Annotated in this window: 18 protein-coding genes and 1 other RNA gene; 2 read left to right on the forward strand and 17 right to left on the reverse strand. The window is 34.7% G+C overall.

Features of this window, described 5'->3' with window-relative positions; translation table 11 throughout:
* Window positions 1-54: 54 nt before the first annotated feature.
* The 4 genes from N7659_RS00200 to N7659_RS00215 form a co-directional block, all read right to left on the reverse strand.
* Window positions 55-1209 (reverse strand): class I SAM-dependent RNA methyltransferase, encoded by a 1155-nt coding sequence (locus N7659_RS00200; protein ID WP_263275250.1) that lies wholly within the window; start codon window positions 1207-1209, stop codon window positions 55-57.
* A gap of 61 nt (window positions 1210-1270) precedes the next feature.
* An RNA gene (rnpB, locus tag N7659_RS00205) (RNase P RNA component class B) lies at window positions 1271-1635 on the reverse strand.
* A 41-nt stretch (window positions 1636-1676) separates the two neighbouring features.
* Complete coding sequence (gene gpsB, locus N7659_RS00210) at window positions 1677-1994, reverse strand: cell division regulator GpsB (RefSeq protein ID WP_317629554.1); 318 nt, start codon at window positions 1992-1994, stop codon at window positions 1677-1679.
* A gap of 89 nt (window positions 1995-2083) precedes the next feature.
* Window positions 2084-2608: an SLOG family protein gene (locus N7659_RS00215; RefSeq protein WP_263275251.1), complete on the reverse strand. Its 525-nt coding sequence runs from the start codon at window positions 2606-2608 to the stop codon at window positions 2084-2086.
* Between the two features lie 78 nt (window positions 2609-2686).
* On the opposite strand from N7659_RS00215, the gene recU reads away from it, so the two are divergent.
* Window positions 2687-3286, forward strand: a complete 600-nt coding sequence (gene recU / locus N7659_RS00220; protein WP_263275252.1) for a Holliday junction resolvase RecU — start codon at window positions 2687-2689, stop codon at window positions 3284-3286.
* Complete coding sequence (gene pbp1a, locus N7659_RS00225; RefSeq protein ID WP_263275429.1) at window positions 3273-5402, forward strand: penicillin-binding protein PBP1A; 2130 nt, start codon at window positions 3273-3275, stop codon at window positions 5400-5402. The genes recU and pbp1a overlap by 14 nt, the downstream gene beginning before the upstream one ends.
* Before the next feature lie 34 nt (window positions 5403-5436).
* Here the strand turns inward: pbp1a and N7659_RS00230 are convergent, their stop codons facing one another.
* The 13 genes from N7659_RS00230 to glyS form a co-directional block, all read right to left on the reverse strand.
* Complete coding sequence (locus N7659_RS00230) at window positions 5437-6597, reverse strand: serine hydrolase (protein WP_411575285.1); 1161 nt, start codon at window positions 6595-6597, stop codon at window positions 5437-5439.
* A 231-nt stretch (window positions 6598-6828) separates the two neighbouring features.
* Window positions 6829-7653 (reverse strand): ammonia-dependent NAD(+) synthetase, encoded by an 825-nt coding sequence (gene nadE / locus N7659_RS00235; protein WP_263275253.1) that lies wholly within the window; start codon window positions 7651-7653, stop codon window positions 6829-6831.
* Entirely contained in the window at window positions 7650-9110 is a 1461-nt protein-coding gene (locus tag N7659_RS00240) for a nicotinate phosphoribosyltransferase (RefSeq protein ID WP_263275254.1), read from the reverse strand. Before N7659_RS00240 ends, nadE begins: the two co-directional genes overlap by 4 nt.
* A 142-nt stretch (window positions 9111-9252) precedes the next feature.
* Window positions 9253-10182, reverse strand: a complete 930-nt coding sequence (gene trxB, locus N7659_RS00245) for a thioredoxin-disulfide reductase (RefSeq protein WP_411575286.1) — start codon at window positions 10180-10182, stop codon at window positions 9253-9255.
* 41 nt (window positions 10183-10223) lie between these two features.
* Window positions 10224-10448 carry a DUF4059 family protein gene (locus tag N7659_RS00250; RefSeq protein ID WP_199567149.1) on the reverse strand — a complete coding sequence of 75 codons (225 nt, stop codon included), beginning with the start codon at window positions 10446-10448 and terminating at the stop codon, window positions 10224-10226.
* A gap of 134 nt (window positions 10449-10582) precedes the next feature.
* Window positions 10583-11926: a DEAD/DEAH box helicase gene (locus tag N7659_RS00255; RefSeq protein ID WP_263275256.1), complete on the reverse strand. Its 1344-nt coding sequence runs from the start codon at window positions 11924-11926 to the stop codon at window positions 10583-10585.
* Between the two features lie 64 nt (window positions 11927-11990).
* Window positions 11991-13001, reverse strand: coding sequence for a phospho-N-acetylmuramoyl-pentapeptide-transferase (mraY, locus tag N7659_RS00260; RefSeq protein ID WP_263275257.1), 1011 nt, complete (start codon window positions 12999-13001; stop codon window positions 11991-11993).
* Between the two features lies 1 nt (window position 13002).
* On the reverse strand, window positions 13003-15261 hold the full coding sequence (gene pbp2X, locus N7659_RS00265) for a penicillin-binding protein PBP2X (RefSeq protein WP_263275258.1): 2259 nt from the start codon (window positions 15259-15261) through the stop codon (window positions 13003-13005).
* 1 nt (window position 15262) lies between these two features.
* On the reverse strand, window positions 15263-15583 hold the full coding sequence (gene ftsL, locus N7659_RS00270) for a cell division protein FtsL (protein ID WP_199567153.1): 321 nt from the start codon (window positions 15581-15583) through the stop codon (window positions 15263-15265).
* Between the two features lie 5 nt (window positions 15584-15588).
* Window positions 15589-16539 (reverse strand): 16S rRNA (cytosine(1402)-N(4))-methyltransferase RsmH, encoded by a 951-nt coding sequence (gene rsmH / locus N7659_RS00275; RefSeq protein ID WP_263275259.1) that lies wholly within the window; start codon window positions 16537-16539, stop codon window positions 15589-15591.
* 396 nt (window positions 16540-16935) lie between these two features.
* Entirely contained in the window at window positions 16936-18921 is a 1986-nt protein-coding gene (gene tkt, locus N7659_RS00280; protein WP_263275260.1) for a transketolase, read from the reverse strand.
* 104 nt (window positions 18922-19025) lie between these two features.
* The gene (locus tag N7659_RS00285; protein WP_263275261.1) at window positions 19026-19265 is read right to left on the reverse strand and encodes a DUF896 family protein; all 240 of its coding nucleotides are present in this window, start codon (window positions 19263-19265) and stop codon (window positions 19026-19028) included.
* A 9-nt stretch (window positions 19266-19274) separates the two neighbouring features.
* Window positions 19275-21311, reverse strand: coding sequence for a glycine--tRNA ligase subunit beta (gene glyS, locus N7659_RS00290; RefSeq protein ID WP_263275262.1), 2037 nt, complete (start codon window positions 21309-21311; stop codon window positions 19275-19277).
* Window position 21312 lies beyond the last annotated feature (1 nt).

The raw sequence follows: 21312 nt of genomic DNA on the forward strand, positions 1-21312 counted from the left end.
AATTCTTATCATCTCTAATATCATCATTTTTATTTGACAAAAAAATCACCTCTTCTATTCTACAGTCCGCTTAACACGTTCTCCAAAAAATTGATACAAATCTACTTTTAAAGTACCATTATATAGTTTACGTTTTTTATCTGCCTGACTGCCATATTTTGTTTCAAAGTTTTCATCACTAGTGAGGATAAATTTACTCCATGTTTTTAATGGATGAAACGTTTTCCCCATATCATTATACAATTTTGTCACTAATTCGTCATCCATTAATCGCTCCCCATAAGGTGGATTTGAGATGATAACACCGTTTAATTTATTGGTATGTAGGTCTTGAAGACGCATTTGTTTCAATTTAATGACATCTGCAAAACCAGCTTCAATGACATTTTGTTTGGCTATTTCTATCATGCGATGGTCAATATCAAAACCTGAAATATCAAGCTCAATATCATAATTCGCTTTTAAATCCGCCTCATCACGAACCGATTGAATAAGGGTTTTATCAACCCAATCCCAAGATTCAAAAGCAAAGTCGCGGTTAAAACCAGGAGCAATATTCATTCCAATCATGGCTGCTTCAATACAAAATGTTCCTGAACCACAAGTCGGGTCAATAAAAGGTTTATCAGGATACCAATTACTAAGCATAATAATCGCTGCTGCCATATTTTCTTTGATGGGGGCGCCACCTTTATCAACACGATAACCTCTCTTAAACAAGCTTGAACCTGTTGTATCAATCATTATCGTTGCCTTATCTTTTAAAAGAGAGACTTCAATTTTAAACTCTGCACCCGTTTCCATCAATGGCACATGTTCTGGCCTGTGAAAATGTTTTTGTAATTTTTTAACAACTGCTTTTTTAGAAATGGCTTGAATACTTGGCTCATTATGCAGTTTTGACTTGACGGATTTTGCTTTTGAAATAGGAAAACGTGCGCCTAAAGGTAAATAATTTTCCCAATCAAGAGCATAAACGCCTTGAAATAATTCTTCAAAAGTTTTTGCGGAAAATTCGCCAACAATAATTTTGATGCGGTCTGCTGCCCTAAGCCAAAGATTGGTTTCAATGATTGTTCTTAAATCACCAGAAAAACGAACACGACCATTTTCAACTTGGCAACTTATCCCTAAATTTCTAATTTCTTTTCCAACTACTGCTTCTAATCCAGCCGCACAAGTCGCGATCAATTCAAATTGTTTTTTCATGATTCCTCTTTTTATATTAAATAAAAGACTAGCATAAGCTAGTCTAACCTATTATGCAATTTTCTATAAGCCATGTTTTGTTCCAAAGACAACTAGGTCTTGTCTTTTTCGATAATCATCTGTCTACTGTTAAACAGTCAAGATAGTACGTTCTGTTTCCATCTATCTCGTGCCCCGACCAAAGTTTGGGTTGCTAGCTTGAGGGGTTTACCGCGTTCCATTTTTTGCGTTTCCACAAAAACTACGTCACTGTGGCACTTTCAGACCTACTTTAGCATATCTGAGACTTAGCTATTTGGGTCGCCGTAATGTTAAAAACATCCCTAGGCTTATTGTTTCACCTAGCACAAACACTACTGGCATCACAGCCAGTGCTAGCATGGACTTTCCTCATAATTTATAAAAATCATGCGATTATCCAAAAATTGCAAAGTATTGTACACTATTGGTACATTTTAATGTTTAAATTATTCGATAATTTGTTTTCCGAATACTTCTTTTTCAAGTCGACTAATTCGTTTTAGAATGTCAAAATTGGTTGCTGAAGTTGAAACGCGTGACAACTCAGAGTGGGCAGCAGAAGATTCTGCAATTTTACTTTGAGTCACTTGTTCTCTCAATTTTTCATTTTCTTTATGAAGTGCCTGAATTTGAGCCATGAAGTTTTCATAGTCTTTAATAATATCATCTAAGAATTCATTGACTTCATCCTTATCATAACCACGCATACTTGTTTTGAATTCTTGTTCAAATATATCTTTAGGGCTTAATTTTATACCTGCCATATCTTTCTCCAAACATCTCTATATTTATAAGAATAATTAAATTCTCTATTATTTCAATCATACCGAAAATTAGATAAAAAATCAAGTATTTACTCTAAGTCTTCAACAATATTATTAAGTCTTTCAAAGGTTAATTGGCGGATAAAAAAATCTTTTTCTTTTTTCATCAACTGATATAGATAATCCAAATTTGTCTTTTTTTCCTCATCATAAAAAAGATAAGCACCTTTAGTATTATTTAGTAAATAATGATTAAATTGCCTCAATTGCTGAGGATTTTCGTAATAAGGAAAGCTGTACTTTAGAAAATCAACAGCTTTAAATTGTTGTAATTTTTCTTGATTGGTAGCATTCCACTGATGTCCATGATTTTCAAAAGGAAAGAGCGTTGCAATCTTGAAATCATTATCTTTTTGTAGCTCTTTTGCAACTTCTAAAGCCCAATACTCAAAGCCTAAGCGACCAGTAAAAACAAACCAACTTGCTCCTTCTCCTATAAAATCAATAAAATCTTTTTTTATTACTTTTTTAATGATATTTATCCGAATATCATTATCTTTAAAAATCCCTAATTCTGATACACCATAGCCAGTTACAAGAATCACAGTCATCATTTGTCTCCTTATTTAAAAATATGTTATAATATTAGTACTTTATGTTATCATATAAGTAAAACTAGGTATAGGAGTCTCATGGTTAACTATCCTCATAAGCTTATTCGTAAGGCAACTGCAAAAAAACAGACACTAAAAACTGTTAACTTTGCCAACAGAGGTATGTCTTTTGAATCAGCAATAAATAGTACGAATAATTACTACCTAGCACATCATCTGGCAGTAATACATAAAAAACCCACGCCAGTTCAGATTGTTAAAGTCGATTATCCTCAAAGAAGTCGAGCTAAAATTGTTGAAGCTTACTTTAGGCAAGCCTCAACAACTGACTATTCTGGTGTCTATAAGGGACATTATATCGATTTTGAAGCCAAGGAGACTAGGCAAAAAACAGCTATGCCTATGAAAAATTTCCATAGACATCAAATCCAACATATGAAAGAAGTGATTGAACAAGATGGTATTTGCTTTGTCCTTCTTCATTTCTCATCTCTTAAGGAAACCTACTATCTGCCTGCATCCTACCTTGTTGATTTTTATCAAATCGATAATGGCAGTAAATCTATGCCTCTTGATTATATCAAAAAAAATGGTTTTAAGATTGAAACACAGGCTTTTCCCCAAATTCCTTATTTAGATATTATTGAACATTTTATTTTAGGTGGTGATTCCCATTAATAAGAAAAAAGTTATTAAATTTTTAAAATATGCTATCAGCATTGGTGTCAGTCTAGTTATTTTGGCTATAATTGCTGGTGGATTATTGTTTGCTTACTACGTTAGTAGTGCTCCTACTTTGTCAGAAGAAAAACTCAATGCAACTAGCTCAAGCTTGGTATTTGATAAAAACGACAATCTTATTGCTGACTTAGGGTCTGAAAAAAGAGAAAGTGTGTCTTCTGATAATATTCCTATTGGCTTAGTTAATGCTATTACTGCCATTGAAGATCATCGTTTCTTTAATCATAGAGGAATTGATATTTATCGTATTGTTGGATCAGCCCTTCACAATTTAACGAGTTCAACAACTCAAGGGGGATCAACGCTTGATCAGCAGTTAATTAAATTGGCTTATTTTTCAACCAGTGAAGCTGACCAAACATTGAAAAGAAAAGCTCAAGAAGCTTGGCTAGCTCTTCAGATGGAAAGACAATATACCAAAGAAGAAATCTTAACCTTTTATATCAATAAGGTATACATGGGAAATGGTAATTACGGGATGTTAACTGCAGCCAAATCTTATTTTGGAAAAGATTTGACCGAATTAAGTGTGGCTCAATTAGCTCTTTTAGCTGGAATTCCTCAAGCTCCAAGTCAATATGATCCTTATGGTAATCCAGAAGCAGCCCAGGCAAGAAGAGACATTGTTTTGGGACAGATGTATGAATTAAAACATATTACTAAAGAAGAGTATGAAGAAGCCATAGCAACACCAGTTACTGATGGTCTTCAAGAAGCAAGAGAAAATAGCAGTTATCCCAAGTATCTTGATAACTATCTAAAAGAAGTTATCGCAGAAGTTGAAAAAGAAACACAACAGGATATTTTTTCTGCTGGTCTAAAAGTGTACACTAATGTTGACATAGATGCTCAACGCTACCTCTGGGATATTTACAATTCAGATACCTATGTTAATTATCCTGATGCAGAATTCCAAGTGGCGGCAACCATTATTGATGTAACAAACGGAAGAGTCATTGCTCAATTGGGTGGTCGTAATCAAGATCCTAATGTCTCATTTGGAACAAATCAAGCTGTTTTAACAGATAGAGACTGGGGTTCAACTATGAAACCTATCTCTGCTTATGCCCCTGCTATTGAAAACAGAGTGTATACTTCAACAGCACAGTCACTTAATGACTCACCTTATTATTGGCCAGGTACCTCAGATCAATTATTGAACTGGGATAGACAATACTATGGTTGGATGACAATGCAAACAGCTATTGTCCAATCACGAAACGTTCCTGCTGTTAAAACCCTAGAAGCAACCGGTTTAAAAAAAGCTCAAGACTTTTTAGAAAAACTTAACATTAACTATCCTCAAATGCTTTATTCTAATGCCATTTCTAGTAATACAAGTAGTGGTGAAGCACAATACGGTGCTAGTAGTGAGAAAATGGCAGCCGCCTATGCAGCCTTTGCTAATGGTGGTATCTATTACAAACCACAATATATCAATAAAATTGAATTTAACGATGGTACTGTCAAAACCTATGAGGATAGTGGTAGTAAAGCTATGGAAGAGACTACTGCTTATATGATGACTGATATGATGAAAAAAGTTCTCACCTATGGTACAGGAACTGAAGCTGCTATACCAGGAATTTATCAAGCTGGTAAAACGGGTACTTCTAACTATACTGATCAAGAACTAAGCATTATTGAAGAAAGATTAGGCATCAATCCTTATTCGGTTGGCACCATGGCTCCTGATGAAAACTTTGTTGGTTATACCCCTCAGTATGCTATGGCCGTTTGGACAGGCTATAGAGACCGTTTAACACCAGTGTATGGTGATGGGCTGAACATTGCTGCTAGAGTTTATCGTCATATGATGACTTATCTGACTCAAGACGGTAATGAAGACTGGCAGATGCCAACGGGATTATATCGTAGTGGTGATTTTCTCTATCTAAGAGGAAGCTACAATACCAATACCTTTACAACTACTGAAGAAACAACAACCGAAGAATCTACTACTGAAGAATCTACTACTGAGGAAACAACAACCCAAGAAGAAATCCAAGAAACAACGGTTGTAAGTGAAGAAACAACTACAGGAACTCAATAAAAAAAGTCATTTCCATGACTTTTTTTATTTTATCTTATCTTTTTTCATGTTTTTCTTTGATTAGAAGATAAATAAGTATACCTAAAAGAGAAATAATAGCTGTTCCAACAATAAATAGAACAGGTAACAGATGAGAAAAAGATGATTGTTCAGAAAAAGTATTTTCCTGTGTCATTTGGTTATCATCAGAAGATTCTTCAGTGGTTTGCTGTGCCAGTTCTTCTCTTTTTTGCGCTTCTATAAAGCCTTGTTGAAATAAGGTATTTATGAAAGGGTGACGGTAAAACTCTCCATTTTGATCAGACCAATCTCCAACACCCATAACAACAACAATCAAGCGTTTATCTCCTTGTTTAGCTGTTGTCATTGCATTAAAACCTGCTGAAGGACTTGACCCTGTTTTAAGACCATCAACCCCTTCAAAAGGATAGGCACCACCAGGTAAGGAATGATTATAAGAGATAAAATGATCCTCATATGGTGTTCCAGTCATTACCGTTACATTAGTTTGATTAGTATAATTTACAATTTCTGGAAAATTCTTCAAAAAATGGTAAGCAAGCGTTGCAAAATCTTTTGCCGTTGTGAGATTGGTTGCTTCATTATCGTATCTCTCAGGACTATAATAACCATTAAAGGCAGAAGCTACCGCACCACTGGCATTATTAAATTGAGTATTCGTCATACCTAGCTCTTTTGCTTTAGCATTCATTTTGTCAATAAAATCAGAAGCATTATTTTGTGACAAATAATTTGCAATCATTATAGTTGCAACATTTGAAGAAGGAACAACTGTCATGGTAATCAAATCCTTAATAGGATAGGCAACACCTGCAACAATATTATTGTTACTAATTTCATAGATTTGACTGATGGCTTGATCTGTTTCTGTGGCAACAATAGTAGAATCAAGGGTTAAGTCACCTTTTTGTAGTTCTTCAAATAATAGATAAAGAGTCATCATCTTAGACATACTGGCTGGATCTCTTTGGGCATCAGCATTTTCTGCCCATAAAATCTCACCTGTATCTGCATCCATTGTAATAGAGGCTTTCGGTTTATTAATTTCATCTACTTCATAACCAGCTTGTCTTGCTAACGTTACAAGATCTTCAGTGGTTTCATCTGCAAAAACTGGTGAAATGGCTGAAAATAATAGTGTTAAAAGCATTATAATGGGGAAGAATTTCTTCACTTGTATGAACTCCTTAATATATTAAACTGCAATCTATATTATAACAAATCAATCATAAATAGTAAAACTCTGCAAAAAAGAAAATTTTTTTGAGTTGAGAATTAAATTGTCCATTTCTCTAAAAATATAACTAACACTGATGATTACCTATTAGATGAAAGTCCCATATAATCTTTAAAACTTTTAAAAAATAAGAGGTTAGGTAACATTCTCCTAACCTCTTTAATCATCTTATTTCCAGAAATCATCAAAAATTGTAATGGGTAAATGACGCTTATGTTGTGTTTTTTGCCACCAAGCTTCAATTTTGGCTTGAGCATCTTGATTAATTTCTTTACCTTCAAGATAATCATCAATATTGTTATAAGTAACACCTAGCGCCACTTCATCTGACAGACCTGGTTTATCATCTTCTAAATCTGCCGTTGGCACTTTTTCATACAAGGCAGGATTTGCTCCTAACTCTTTTAAAAGACTTTTGCCTTGCCTTTTATTGAGACGAAAAAGAGGTAAGATGTCTGAACCACCATCACCAAATTTAGTGAAAAAACCGGTAATATTTTCTGACGCATGGTCAGTTCCTATCACAACTCCTGATGTTTCTCCTGCAATAGCATACTGTGTAATCATCCGTTGACGTGCTTTGATGTTTCCCTTATTAAAATCAGAAATACTAATACCTGCTTCTTTTAAAACACTCACTTGAGCATCAACTGACTCTTTAATGTTAACGGTGATCAGTTTATCTGGCTTGATAAAGTCAAGTGCCATTTGAGCATCTGCTTCATCTATTTGAACGGCATAAGGTAATCTGACTGCGATAAATTGATAACTTAAATCACCTGTTTCTTGCCTTAATTCTTCTATTGCCATTTGTGCAAGACGCCCGGCTAGTGTCGAATCTTGGCCTCCTGAAATACCTAAAACATAGGTTTTCAAAAAGAAATGTTTCTTTAAATAATTTTTTAAAAAATCAATCGATTTTCTTATTTCTGCTTTAGGATCTATTTGTGGTTTAACGCCAAGCTGTTTAATAATAATTTCTTGTAGGGTCATTTATCCACTCCTTTAGAAAAGGCTTCTTTTCTCACACGATCAATTAAGTCCATTTTATTTTCCCAAACATCAAGCGCTAAATCAACGGGATAATCTTGAGGATTAAGCACGCGTTTATACTCATCCCAGAGTTGCTCAAATTCTTTTCTTGCATAGGTTTTGATTTCTGATAAACTTGGTAAGTTATAAACCAGTTGACCTTCTTTAAAGATATCAATTAGTAATGGAACGGCTTCAAAATCTTCAACAGTTTTTCTAATATAGGTATAAACAGGATGGAACATTTCAATTTTATCTAATTGGTTCACATCTGTTTCTGCAAAAGTGATATAGTCTCCTTCAGATTTACCCTTTGCTCTACTTGTAATACGCCAAACTTGTTTTTTACCTGGTGTTGACACTTTTTCAGCATTATTTGATAGCTTAATGGTATCTCGCATTTGGCCATTTTCACCTTCAATGGCAACAATTTTATAAACCGCACCAAGAGCTGGTTGATCATAAGCTGTGATTAGTTTTGTTCCTACTCCCCAGACATCAATTTTAGCTTTTTGCATTTTCAAGTTTAAAATAGTATTTTCATCTAAATCATTTGAAGCATAAATTTTAGCATGAGGAAAACCTGCTTCATCTAATTGCTGTCTGACTTTTTTAGAAAGATAAGCCATGTCACCAGAGTCGATACGCACACCTTTAAAGTTAATCTTATCTCCAAGTTCCTTAGCTACCTTAATGGCAGATGGTACACCTAAACGAAGTGTGTCATAAGTATCCACTAAAAAAACACAATCCTTATGCGTTTGAGCATAAGCCATGAAGGCATCATAATCATTGCCATAAGCTTGTACAAATGAGTGAGCATGAGTACCAGAAACAGGAATATTAAAAATTTTACCTGCACGAACATTACTTGTTGCATCGGCACCACCAATAACTGCTGCTCTTGTTCCCCAAATGGCAGCATCCATTTCTTGAGCACGGCGAGTACCAAATTCAAGGAGTGGCTCATTTTCAATCACCGATTTGATACGTGCTGCTTTTGTGGCAATGAGCGTTTGAAAATTGACAATATTAAGAAGAGCCGTTTCAATCAGTTGACATTGAGCTAGAGGTCCTTCCACTTGGACAATGGGTTCATTCGCAAAAACTAAATCCCCTTCTTTAGCAGATCTCACTGTTAGTTGCAATTTAAAATCAGAAAGATAATCTAAAAAATCTTGAGGATATCCCAATTCTTTTAAATAAGCTAAGTCGCTTTCTGAAAACTTAAGCTCTTTTAGGTAATTAACAATTCTCTCAAGCCCTGCAAAAATAGCATAGCCATTGTTAAATGGTTGTTTTCTAAAAAAGACTTCAAAAATGGCTCTTTTATCTTGAATACCTCTTTCAAAGTAAACTTGCATCATATTAATCTGATATAAATCGGTGTGTAAACTTAAACTATCGTCTGAAAACATATCTTTTCTCCTCTTTTATCTTGTTACTATTATAACATAAGACAAAAAAACACGGGAATTCCGTGTTTTTATTCTTTCTTAAATTTTTGATTAGTAGATATTGCAGCAATCGTTAAAAAATAGGTATTCTTATTGACAAAAATTAGCTATTTTCTGTTACATATTGATAAACATTTTGTGCTGCAACAGCACCGTCAGCAACAGAAGTCGTTATTTGACGAAAAGTTTTTTGACGCACATCACCTACAGCAAAGATACCTGGGATACTTGTTTTCATATTCTCATCAGTGATGATCCAACCGTCTTCATCGGTAATACCTAAGTTAGTGACCATGCTTGAAACTGGATCAAGACCGACATAGATGAAGATTCCACCAAATTCTTGTTCTGTGATTTCTTTTGTTTTTACATTTTCAAAAACAACACTTTTAACTTTGATATCGTTTCCTTTAATTTCCTTGACCACTGTGTCCCAGATAAATTTAATTTTATCGTTAGCAAAAGCTCTGTCTTGAAGTACCTTTTGAGCACGAAGTTCATCACGACGATGAACAATCGTTACACTTTTAGCTAATCTTGCTAAAAAGACAGATTCCTCAACAGCAGAATCACCACCACCAACTACTAACAAATCTTGATCTCTAAAGAATGCACCATCACAAATAGCACAGTAAGAGACACCACGACTACTAAAAGTATCCTCACCAGGAACTCCTAACAAACGATGTTTAGCACCTGTTGCGATAATCACTGTCTTTGTTTCATAAGTTTTGTCATCTGTTTTGACAATTTTGTAGTCACCCTTATCTTCAATATCAGTTACAATACCATAGATATTTTCAACCCCCATTTTATCAAGTGGTTCATACATCTTCATTGCTAATTCTGGACCAGAAATTAATTCAAATCCCGGATAATTTTCAATATCTGCGGTATTATTCATCTGACCACCTGGTGCTCCTTGTTCAATTGTTGCTACTTTTAAATTACTTCTAGCAGCATAAAGTGCCGCAGTAATCCCAGCAGGACCTGCACCAATGACAATTAAATCATACATGTTTTTACCTATCATTCTTTCTTTGAATTTGTTGTTTTTATTAGTAATGAGGTTTACTAAGCCTTAAGCATCAGAATCACTGCCATAAAAGCAAATGATAAGATTGGAATAGTAATAATAGCTATTAAAAAAGCATCATATAAAGCAGCTTGTCGTTCCACTGCTGTTTTGTCTTTTCGTTTTAAAACTCTAAAAAGCATCCATATTGCTAGTAATAAACAAACCACAACCACTGCTGCTACTAAGCCTTGTAAATAAAGACTAAATACTTCTATTAGCATATTCTCACCTAAACTAGTTCCTCATTCAATAGTCAAATTATAACAGATATTCATTGCTTTTGCTATCAATCTGTCCCAAGCTTTTCTTCTTATATATTGTTAGTATAACTTTTTTAATCTAGAAAAATGTTTGATTAAAAACTTTGTTTTTTTGCTTTTCTTGCATTTCTATTCTTGGCACGTGCTTCCACTCGTCTTTCTTTACGACGTTTTTCATCAACAGCCCATTTGATTTTCTTTTTATAACCAGGTTTAATTTTTTTCTTTTTCTTCTTAACTAGACCAATCATTTCAATGTCTAATTTTTCTTGTTTTTTTTCACGATTGAGACGTCGATCACGGTCATAAGTGTCTTCAAGAGTACCATTTTTAATGACTTTAGGGATAAAACGAATTCCCATTTTCTCAAGTTCACGAATGTCAGAATCATCACTTGGTTGATAAAGTGTAATAGCCGTCCCTTTTAAATCATTTCTACCTGTTCGCCCAACACGATGAACAAAGAAGGATAAGTCTTGAGGAATTGCATCATTAATAACATGACTAACACCCTCAATATCAATACCTCTTGCCGCAAGATCGGTTGCTACAATGTATTCATAATCTAATTTTTTAATTTGTGCCATCAAACGTTTTCGTTCGCGCGGGGGTACACCACCATGGATTTTAGCAACTTTCAAGCCATTTGCTGATAAAAAAGTATGGAGTTCATCAGCACGTTCCTTGGTATTCACAAAAATCATAGCCATGTATGGTTGAAGAGCTTTAATTAACGTTAGAAGTTGATTATTTTTCTCACGTCCTTTGGTTGAAATTAGCCAATTTTCAATAGTATCAGCAATCACTGTACTTATTTTTATTTTTTCAATCACAGGCTGTGTCAAATATTTTTTCAAAAAAGGCTTTAGCTTTTCTGGAATTGTGGCTGAAAAAACTAAGATTTGAACTGATTTTGGGAGATGACTAGCAATGCGATCAACCGTTTCTAAAAAGCCCATATCTAAAGTCATATCAGCTTCATCAATTACCAAAGTATGTGCACGATGAATATCAAGATTTCCTGATTTAATCAAATCATAAACACGGCCTGGTGTTCCAATAACAATGTGTGGTTGATTGTTTTTTAACTTATCGATTTGTCTTAGTTTATCGGTGCCACCTACATAATTTGCAATACGAATAGGTTTTTTGGAAAATTGAGCAATTTGACGTGTCGCATCATAAATCTGTGTAGCTAGCTCTCTACTTGGAGCTGTAATAACAACTTGAACGGTATCATTAGTTTCATCAAGCTTTTCAAAAATAGGGAGTAAAAAAGTGTGTGTTTTTCCTGAGCCTGTTTTAGACTCTCCCACCAAATCTTTTCCTGATTTTACAATCGGAATCAATTTTTCTTGCACTTCGGTTGGTTCTTTGAACCCCAAATCAACCAAGGCGTCATTAATATAATCTTTAAATTTAAATTCTTTAAATAACATTTTTCCCTCTCTTTTTATTACCTATACGATAACAAATTAAACAGCAGATAACTGCTGTTTGGTTTTAAACATATAACATCATTAAGGTAATAAGGCCAGCAAGTAGACCTATCCCCCAAAACACAATATCCACTCGCCATTCTGACCAAGGATTTCCTCGTCCGGTAAAACCACCCAATTCAAAATGATGATGAAGAGGCGTCATTCGGAAAATTCGTTTGCCTTCACCTGTTCTTTTTTTAGTCCATCGAAAATAAGCAACTTGAAGCATGACTGAACTAGTCTCAAGAACATAAACGATTCCAATTAACAAGAGTGTCCATTCTTGGTGTAGAGCAATTGAAATAGCTGCTAACATCGCACCCAATGCCAAACTTCCAATATCTCCCATAAAGATTTTGGCAGGCTTCTTATTGAAAATAAAGAAGGCAAGCAAAGATCCAATCATGGCAACAATAACAAGTAGAATTCCCATCTGTTCTTGCTTAAAAGCAATAACTGAATAGGTTAACAAACTAATAACAACCGATATAGAAGAAAGACCATCAATACCATCTGTTAGGTTGACAGCATTTGAAAAGCCAACCAACCAAAATAAGACAAATGTCACATAAAAAATACCTAAAGGCAAATGATAACCTAAAACATTTAAAGAATTTGTACCATTACCTTGCATGTACAAAACATAAAAGATAATGCCTCCTAAAATTTGAAGAATTAATTTCTGACGAGCAGTTAATCCTTCATTTCTTTTTTTGAAAATCTTTAAAAAATCATCAAAAAATCCAATAGCACCATAGATTAATATGACTAATAAAATACCCAAAACAGCATTTGTATCAACGTTATCTCCTCTTAAAAATAATAAGGTTAAAAGTATTGAAATGATGAAAGAAACAACTAAAAAGACTGTCCCCCCCATTGTTGGGGTTCCTGCTTTATCAAGGTGTTGTTTCACATCTTCATGCATTTGTTGACCCTCAATTTTTTTCAACTGATAAAAACGTATGAAGTGAGGTATTAATAAAGCAGTTGCTAGAAAAGCGAGAACTCCCGCTGCTAGACTTAGTAACATACTAATCTCCTAGTGTAATTGTTAATTTTTTGAGTTTTTTCAAACTAGTTCCGACATCTTTACTTTGTTTGACAACAGTTCCTTCTTCACTTCCTTTAAAGGTAATCTCAATGTCTAACCATTTGGCGAACTGTTCAACATTCTTTTTAGTCCATCCGTACATATCTGGTAACGTATCAAAACTGTTTGTCAATAATAAAATTTGTTGACTTTCTTTAAGTTCTTGACCTTCTTTGACAGAAGATTTTTCAATTTTATCTCCTAATCCTAATATAATAGGGCTAACAAGATTACGATGTAATTCATCAGAAATTGTACCTGGATCTTCACCAATAACTTTTGGAAGTTTGTAAGTCATTTTTTTATTTGAAACAGAAACAACCGGCTCTGTTAAAATGGGCTTCATTGACATTGCTTCTTCTAAAACAGGATTAACCAAATCTTGCCAGAAAAGAAATGACCAATGTTCAGGTTGTTGCAAAGTAACATACATAATGAAATCAGGTTCATCAGAAGGAACCATGGCAACCACTGAATAAATATTATTTAATTCACCTTCTAGATAACCCGCACCATTTTCCTTAGCAATTTGAGCTGTTCCTGATTTTACTGCAACGGATTCATTGCCAACTTGGATAACTGGACCATAATCTTGACTATAAAGTGTTCCATGAATAGGGTCCGTTCCAACAGTTACCATATAATCACGTGTTTGAGAAGCAGCTTCAGAAGAAACAGGTTTTCCAACAACTTCAGCTTTTCCTACACGAGATGTATCAGTATTTGGATCATAGATTTGACTGATAAATTTTGGTTGTAGCATGACACCATCGTTGGAAATAGCGGTGAAAGCTCTTAACATTTGAATTTGCGAAACATTTATCCCTTGTCCAAACGAACTCATTGCTGTTGTAACAACATTATCAGAGTTAACTTTTCCAGGATTTTCCTGAACATCACCATAGCCCATACCAAAGCGTGTTCTTATACCAAAACGAAATTTCTCTAGATAATTTAACCAAGTATCATGTCCCATATTAAGCTCTAATTGTGTCATCGCGACGTTACTAGAATGGGCAAATCCTTGAACAAAGTTTCTGACAGTTCCTTGAGAACTACCGTCATTAATATCCCAGTCCTGAATGGTTGTATCTGCAACTGTTATCCCATTACTATTGTCAATGGTTGCATTTGGGTTAAAGGTTTTATTATCTATAGCAGAAGCAACAGTCATGACTTTCAAAGTTGAACCTGGTTCATAACTAGTTTGATAAAGCAAATTTTGCCACTCAAAACCTTCAACACCAAAACCTTCTTTAGTGTCAGCATCATAGGTTGGTCGTTGAGTAGTGGCTAAAATCTCTCCAGTTTTTGCATTAACAACTGTTGCACTCGCATTGACACCATTAGCCTTTTCTTGGAACACATTCATATGAGCCTCTAGATAGGTTTGAAGAGGTGCATATAAAGTGGTGTAGACATCTTTTCCATCTAATGCTTCTTTGACAGTTGTTGCTGTTCCAAGAAGGGTATTTCCATTTTTATCTTTTTGGTAGGTTACAACACCATCTGTTCCTGACAAAATATCATTTAAAGCGTATTCTAATCCTCCAGAACCTGTAAGGGTTTTACTCCCATTTTTATCTTCTTTAACAGTTGTATAGCCAATTAATTGAGAAGCAAAAACACCGTTTGGATACATTCTTCCAGGACTTGTGGTAAATCCAATACCTTGAATATTAGCATTTTCCATCGCTTTGGTGATTTCTGTCATGACACCATAAGAGATATTATCTCCTTTTGGACCAAATAAGACCTGTGAGGCATCTCTTTTTAGTTGCTCAATCACATAGTCCTTATCAATATCAAGATATTCTTTTAAAATATCTCCTACCTTATCATATTGAAAAGATTGGATATATAATTTCTCATCATTTACCGAGACATAATTTTTATCAATAACAGCATAAATAGAATAGGTCGTTGAGTCTTCTGCAATAACTTCACCAACTCTATCAAGTATCGAACCTCTTTTAGCCTGAACTTTTTGAGTCGTTTGATAAACCGTTTTTGCTTTTTCAGAAAGATCGACACCAAATTTACTATCTGTTCCAATGATAATAATAAAATTTATCATAAAGACTAGAAAGATAAAAATGGCTAAGATCATCATATTTTGACCAACATGTTCTCTATTGGCAGAAGGACTTTTCCTATTTTTGGTAACATATTGTAAAAATCGTTTTTTCAAATTTTTCATGTCACTCCACCTTCTGACTATTTCCGCCTTGAATGGTTAAACCAGCCTCCTCAGCAATTTCAGAAATGCGATCATAACGTGTTAATTCATTAACTTCTTGTTTAGCATTATCAAACTCATCTTTTTGGTTGTTTATTTTTTTATTTAGTTGTGAAATTTCTTGCTGTAGCTGAAAATTTCGACTTTGAATATAAACAATACCAACAGATAAAACGATTGCTGTGATAATCAAGGCACCATAAAAGGCTTTTTCAATTCGCGTAAATGTTTTGATTCTTTTTTGAATCACATTAATGATGACTTCATTCTTTTTTTCATTCATTAGCTTTATTTCCAAATTCTTCTGGCCACTCGTAATTTAGCCGAGTGGGAACGATTATTATTTTCTAATTCTTTTGGTTGTGGCAAGATTGGTTTTTTATTAACCAATTCAAACTGAGCTTTCATTCCTTCTGGAATAAAAGGGAGACCTTTTGGTACATCAACAGTACTGACATCTTTAAATAATTGTTTGACTAAACGATCCTCTAAAGAATGAAAGGTGATAACAGATATATAGCCATCAACAGCCAACATCTCCAAAGCTTGTTGGATAGACTCATCAGCTGCACCCAACTCATCGTTAACTTCAATACGAATCGCTTGAAAAAGTTGTTTGGCCGGATGACCTTTTTTCTTTAATTCTTTCGCTGGTTTACTGGCTTTAATGATATCAACTAATTCTGTTGTTGTTTCAATAGGCTTTATTTGTCTCGTTTTTTCAATGTTTCTAGCGACTTGTTTTGAAAACTTGTCTTCCCCATATTTAAAAAAGAGACGAACCAAGTCATGGTAATCATAATGATTAACCACATGATAAGCTGATAGCTTAGCCTCTTGATTCATACGCATATCAAGGGGTGCATCTTTTTTATAAGAAAAACCACGCTCACGCTGATCAAGTTGAGGACTTGATACTCCCAAATCATAGAGAATGCCATCAATTTCTGTGACACCATAAGCTAATAAAGCTTTTTTGAGGTTTCTAAAATTATCTTTAATAAAAGTCACTTGTCCCTTTTGAATAAAGGATTCAAGTTCTTTTTTGGCATTATAAATAGCAGTCTGATCCTGATCAAAACAGTACAGATGCCCCTTAATACTTAGCTTTGAAAGCAAGTACTTACTATGTCCGGAACCTCCTAAAGTAGCATCTACATATATACCATCTGGCTTAACATGTAACATATCAACCGTTTCTTCTAAGAGAACTGTTGTGTGGTTAAAATCATTAGTCATAACCTTTATTTTAACATATTTTTAGTCTTTTATAAACTGTTTTTCATTAGGACCAGCTTATTTTCTAGAGTATACCTGAAAACTTAAAAATTCCTAAACATCTATTGGAACATTCAGAAAAGAATTATCATATTTGATTAGACAATTTCTTATAGTCAGCCCCTTTTAATGACATAAAAACTCAGTTTTACATTGAGAAAGATTAATGAACAACTCAAAAAAATTAGAAAATACTCTAAAAAATAATGACATCAGACTCATGCTTGTCCCTTTGATTATAACAAAAAAAGTATCGACTTTATAGCAGCTTGATTTACAGAAAATCATCGGTTACTTTTGCTATAAAAAACCTTCACTAGCTCTTAAAAAGAGATAATGAAGGTTAGTGTTTCATTTTTATAAGCTATGATAATGGTTTAAAACATTTTCAACAGTGAAGCCATATTCTTCCAACACTAGATTTCCTGGTGCTGAAGCTCCCCAAGTGTCAATGGTTAGTGTTTTTCCTGATAAACCAACATATTTAGCCCAACCATAACTTGTTGCTGCTTCAATAGCTAAACGTTTGGTGATATGTGACGGTAAGATACTTTCTTGATAGTCTTTATCTTGTTCATCAAAAATATTTTGTGATGGCATTGATACCACACGAACAAAGACACCTTTTTCTTCTAGTTCTTTTTGTGCTTCAAGAGCTAATTTTACTTCACTTCCTGTTGCAATCAAGATACCATCAAGATTTCCTTTTTCTTTAGATAAAATGTAAGCACCTTTATCAACACCAGCTTTTGCTAATTCTTTTGTTCCTTCAAGGGTTGGAAGGTTTTGACGTGTTAACACAAGCATTGTTGGTCGCTTCGTTTCAGCTAAGGCACGCGCCCAAGCTGCATTAACTTCATTACCATCAGCTGGACGAATAACATTTAGATTAGGCGTTGAGCGAACACTTGCTAGTTGTTCAATTGGTTCATGTGTTGGACCGTCTTCACCAACAGCGATAGAATCATGTGTCATCACATAAACAGTTGGTAATTCTTGTAAGGCAGCCATACGAACAGCTGGTAAAAGATAATTAGCAAATACAAAGAAAGTCCCACCATAAACACGTGTACCACCATGAAGAGCAATCCCATTCATAGCTGCAGCCATAGCAAATTCACGCACACCAAACCAGATGTTGCGTCCTTGATAGTTATCTGCTTGGAAGTCTGTATCATTGGCAATCATTGTGTTATTAGACGCTGAAAGGTCAGCAGACCCACCCCATAATGATGGCACTTGTTCAGCAATCTGTTGAATAGCCTTTTGACTAGTAACACGGCTAGCAAGGTTAGTCTCTAAATCATAATCTTCTAATGACACTTCAACTGGTAAATCTGAGAAAGCTTGTTGGTATTCTTTAGCCAATTCTGGATATTCTTTTTCATAACGTGCAAAAAGATCATTCCATGAGTTTTCCGCTTTTTCTCCTCTATGTCCTAAACCAGTTTGGAAACGTTCTGTCACTTCTTTTGGAACTGTAAACTCTGGATAATCCCATTCATAAGTTGATTTGGCAAAACTCACACCATCTTTACCAAGTGGTGCACCATGAACAGCGCTGGTTCCTTGTTTTTGAGCACCATAGCCAATAACAGTTTTGACTTCAATGATGGTTGGTTTATTGGTTTCAGCTTGTGCTTGTTTAATCGCTTCACTGATAGCATCTAAATCATTACCATCTGTCACAAGAAGATGTTGCCAACCATAGGCTTCAAAACGTCCCTTAACATCTTCTGTAAAAGCTTTTGAAGTAGGTCCATCAAGGGAGATATCATTAGAATCATAAAACAAGATTAATTTTCCTAATTTTAAGTGTCCAGCTAGACTAGCGGCTTCTTGACTGACACCTTCCATTAAATCGCCATCACCATTAAGAGCGTAGGTATAATGGTCAACAACATCAAACCCTGGTTTATTAAATTTAGCAGCTAAATGAGCTTCAGCCATAGCCATACCAACAGCATTTGCAATACCTTGACCTAACGGACCAGTTGTTGCTTCAACACCATCAGTATGATTAACTTCTGGATGACCTGGCGTTTTTGAACCCCATTGACGGAAGTTTTTTAGATCTTCAATGCTTAATTGGTAACCCGCTAAATGTAGTAAACTATAAAGCATTGCACTACCGTGACCAGCAGATAAAACAAAACGGTCTCTATTTGTCCAGTTACGACTAGTTTTTGGATTTACCTTTAAGAAATGATTCCAAAGCACATAAGCCATCGGAGCTGCTCCCATTGGAAGACCTGGGTGACCAGAATTAGCTTTTTGGATAGTATCAATTGATAGGGTACGAATCGTATTAACTGCCAACTGATCGATGTTGTCAAATGTCATGTTGTGACCTCTCTTTATTTTTTATCTCTTTCATTATAGCACAAAACTACCGTTAGGTAACTAATAAAAGCCACTAATTAGTGGCTTTCAAAGAATATAGTTTGTTATTTGCGACCATGCAAGCCTTTTTGACGTTGAATCTCTTTTAGTTTTTCTGGAGTCACATCATTTCCTTTTTCATCAACTAATTTTAAACCCTCAATATGATGCTTAATAGTACGACGATACCCTTCAATATATTCTTTTCTAAGAGCTGCTTGCTCTACTTTTTCTTCTGGGGTGAGACCTTGCATTTTTTTCTTCTTTGCCAATTCATTGATGCGATCAATTTTTTCTTGCTTCATAAGACCTCCCTATTTGGTATTGATTTTATTGAAAGTAGCGACTTGGTTAGCTTTATTTCTTAACTGTGCTAAAATCGCTAAACGATTGTCTTTTAATGCTTGATTGTCTACCATAACCATAGTGTTGTCAAAAAAAGCATCAATGATTGGACTTAAAGCAAATAGGTTATCCAAATTGTCTGACATATCATGAGCTAAATCTAAAGATTTGGTGGCCTGATATAATTTTTCTTCAAAAGAATTTTCAAACAAAGACTCATCAACCTTGTCGCTATTGGCTTTGTCTGCTAGATTAAAGACACGTGATAAGCTTTCTACGGATGTTTTAAAATCATCTTGTCTTGCTTTTTCAAAAATAGCTAGACTGGTTTCAAGAAGAGTGCGAACAACGGAAGTGGAACTTGATAAAACGGCTTCTATAATATCTTTGGAAATATCAGAACCCATCATTTTTTCTATTCTAGCCAAAATAAAGCTCATCACTTCTGACTGATTCGTATAGTTAAAAGGAGTGACATCTAATTGATAGACACTAGTAATCAATTCTTCTAAAGAAAGAGACCAACCAAATTTGTCCAAGATACGAACGATTCCTTGAGTTGCTCGTCTAAGCGCATACGGATCGTTAGAGCCACTTGGAATAAGATCAACACTGAAAAATGATAAGAGAGTGTCTAACTTATCAGAAATGGCAAGAAGAGCACCTACTAGACTATCTGGTAATTCTCCTTCAGCACTAATGGGCATATAGTGTTCTCGAATAGCAGTTGCCACATCAGGTTTTTCACCGGCAAGAAGGGCATATTTTTCACCCATAATTCCTTGCAATTCATCAAATTCACCAACCATGCCGGTTAATAAATCAAATTTGTAGATTTTGCTAGCACGATTAAGATTGTCTAACTCATCATTTGATAGATGCAATTGACGTCCAATAAGATTAGCAATTTTTTCAACCCTTTCCATGTGCTCGTAAAGAGAACCAATTTTTTCATGGAAAGTAACTTGTTTTAATTTTTCTACCAAGTCATCAATCTTTAATTTTTGGTCTTCACGCCAGAAAAATTCACCATCTTCTAAACGAGCCAACAAGACCTTCTCATTTCCTTGAATGACGTTTTGAAGTCCTTTATCATTACCATTACGTACCGAGATAAAGTGTGGCAAGAGCTGACCGTTTTGATTTCTTACGACAAAATAACGTTGATGTGATTTCATTGAGGTAATCAGAACTTCTTCTGGGATATCAAGATATTTAACATCAAAACTTCCCATGAAGGCTGTTGGGTATTCTACTAGGTTAAGCACTTCATTGAGTAATTGTTCATCAATCTCAACTGCCACATTTTTTTCTTTTTCAATCGCTTTGATTTGTTCAACAATCATATTTTCACGTTCTACACTGTTGGTAATAACAAATTCTTTTCTCAAATCATCTTCATAACTATCAGCCGATGTAATGGCAACTTCTTTTCCTAGAAAGCGATGCCCACGACTAATTCTGTTACTTGTGATATCAAGAAAGTCCATTTCTAACATCTCATCGTTTAATAAAACAATCAAGGTATGAACAGGACGAATAAAGTCAAAACGGTTTGAAGCCCAGTGCATACTAACTGGAAAAGTCAAACTTTTAAGAAGCTCAGGAATAGCTTTTAACACTTCTTTAGCTGGTTTTCCTGCTTCTTTTTTGGTGACATAAACATATTCTGTGCCTTTGATATCACGAAAGGTAATATCATCAACTGTCAACCCTTTTCCCCTGACAAAGCCTTGAGCTGCTTTTGTAAATTCGCCATTTTCATCTAGAGCAATTTGTTTAGCAGGTCCTTTAAATTCTTCAACCAGATCAGTTTGATAATCAGCTAGATTAACAACTCTAACCGCTAAACGTCTTGGCGTTGAAAACATTTCAATTTTATCAAAACTTAATCGTTCTTCTTTTAAAAATTGTCCCATTTTATCACGTAATTGCTTCATGCTTGGTGTGACAACATAGGCAGGCATTTCTTCTAAACCTAGTTCAATTAATAAATTCTTTGTCATC

It is taken from the genome of Streptococcus sp. CSL10205-OR2, from assembly GCF_025660655.1.
Classification (GTDB): domain Bacteria; phylum Bacillota; class Bacilli; order Lactobacillales; family Streptococcaceae; genus Streptococcus.

Excerpts from the sequence above, each read along its gene's own strand:
- N7659_RS00200 (WP_263275250.1), bottom strand. The coding sequence starts at position 1,209 with ATGAAAAAACAATTTGAATTGATCGCGACTTGTGCGGCTGGATTAGAA.
- gpsB (WP_317629554.1), bottom strand. The coding sequence starts at position 1,994 with ATGGCAGGTATAAAATTAAGCCCTAAAGATATATTTGAACAAGAATTC.
- N7659_RS00215 (WP_263275251.1), bottom strand. The coding sequence starts at position 2,608 with ATGATGACTGTGATTCTTGTAACTGGCTATGGTGTATCAGAATTAGGG.
- recU (WP_263275252.1), top strand. The coding sequence starts at position 2,687 with ATGGTTAACTATCCTCATAAGCTTATTCGTAAGGCAACTGCAAAAAAA.
- nadE (WP_263275253.1), bottom strand. The coding sequence starts at position 7,653 with ATGACCCTACAAGAAATTATTATTAAACAGCTTGGCGTTAAACCACAA.
- N7659_RS00240 (WP_263275254.1), bottom strand. The coding sequence starts at position 9,110 with ATGTTTTCAGACGATAGTTTAAGTTTACACACCGATTTATATCAGATT.
- trxB (WP_411575286.1), bottom strand. The coding sequence starts at position 10,182 with ATGATAGGTAAAAACATGTATGATTTAATTGTCATTGGTGCAGGTCCT.
- N7659_RS00250 (WP_199567149.1), bottom strand. The coding sequence starts at position 10,448 with ATGCTAATAGAAGTATTTAGTCTTTATTTACAAGGCTTAGTAGCAGCA.
- N7659_RS00255 (WP_263275256.1), bottom strand. The coding sequence starts at position 11,926 with ATGTTATTTAAAGAATTTAAATTTAAAGATTATATTAATGACGCCTTG.
- mraY (WP_263275257.1), bottom strand. The coding sequence starts at position 13,001 with ATGTTACTAAGTCTAGCAGCGGGAGTTCTCGCTTTTCTAGCAACTGCT.
- pbp2X (WP_263275258.1), bottom strand. The coding sequence starts at position 15,261 with ATGAAAAATTTGAAAAAACGATTTTTACAATATGTTACCAAAAATAGG.
- ftsL (WP_199567153.1), bottom strand. The coding sequence starts at position 15,583 with ATGAATGAAAAAAAGAATGAAGTCATCATTAATGTGATTCAAAAAAGA.
- rsmH (WP_263275259.1), bottom strand. The coding sequence starts at position 16,539 with ATGACTAATGATTTTAACCACACAACAGTTCTCTTAGAAGAAACGGTT.
- tkt (WP_263275260.1), bottom strand. The coding sequence starts at position 18,921 with ATGACATTTGACAACATCGATCAGTTGGCAGTTAATACGATTCGTACC.
- N7659_RS00285 (WP_263275261.1), bottom strand. The coding sequence starts at position 19,265 with ATGAAGCAAGAAAAAATTGATCGCATCAATGAATTGGCAAAGAAGAAA.
- glyS (WP_263275262.1), bottom strand. The coding sequence starts at position 21,311 with ATGACAAAGAATTTATTAATTGAACTAGGTTTAGAAGAAATGCCTGCC.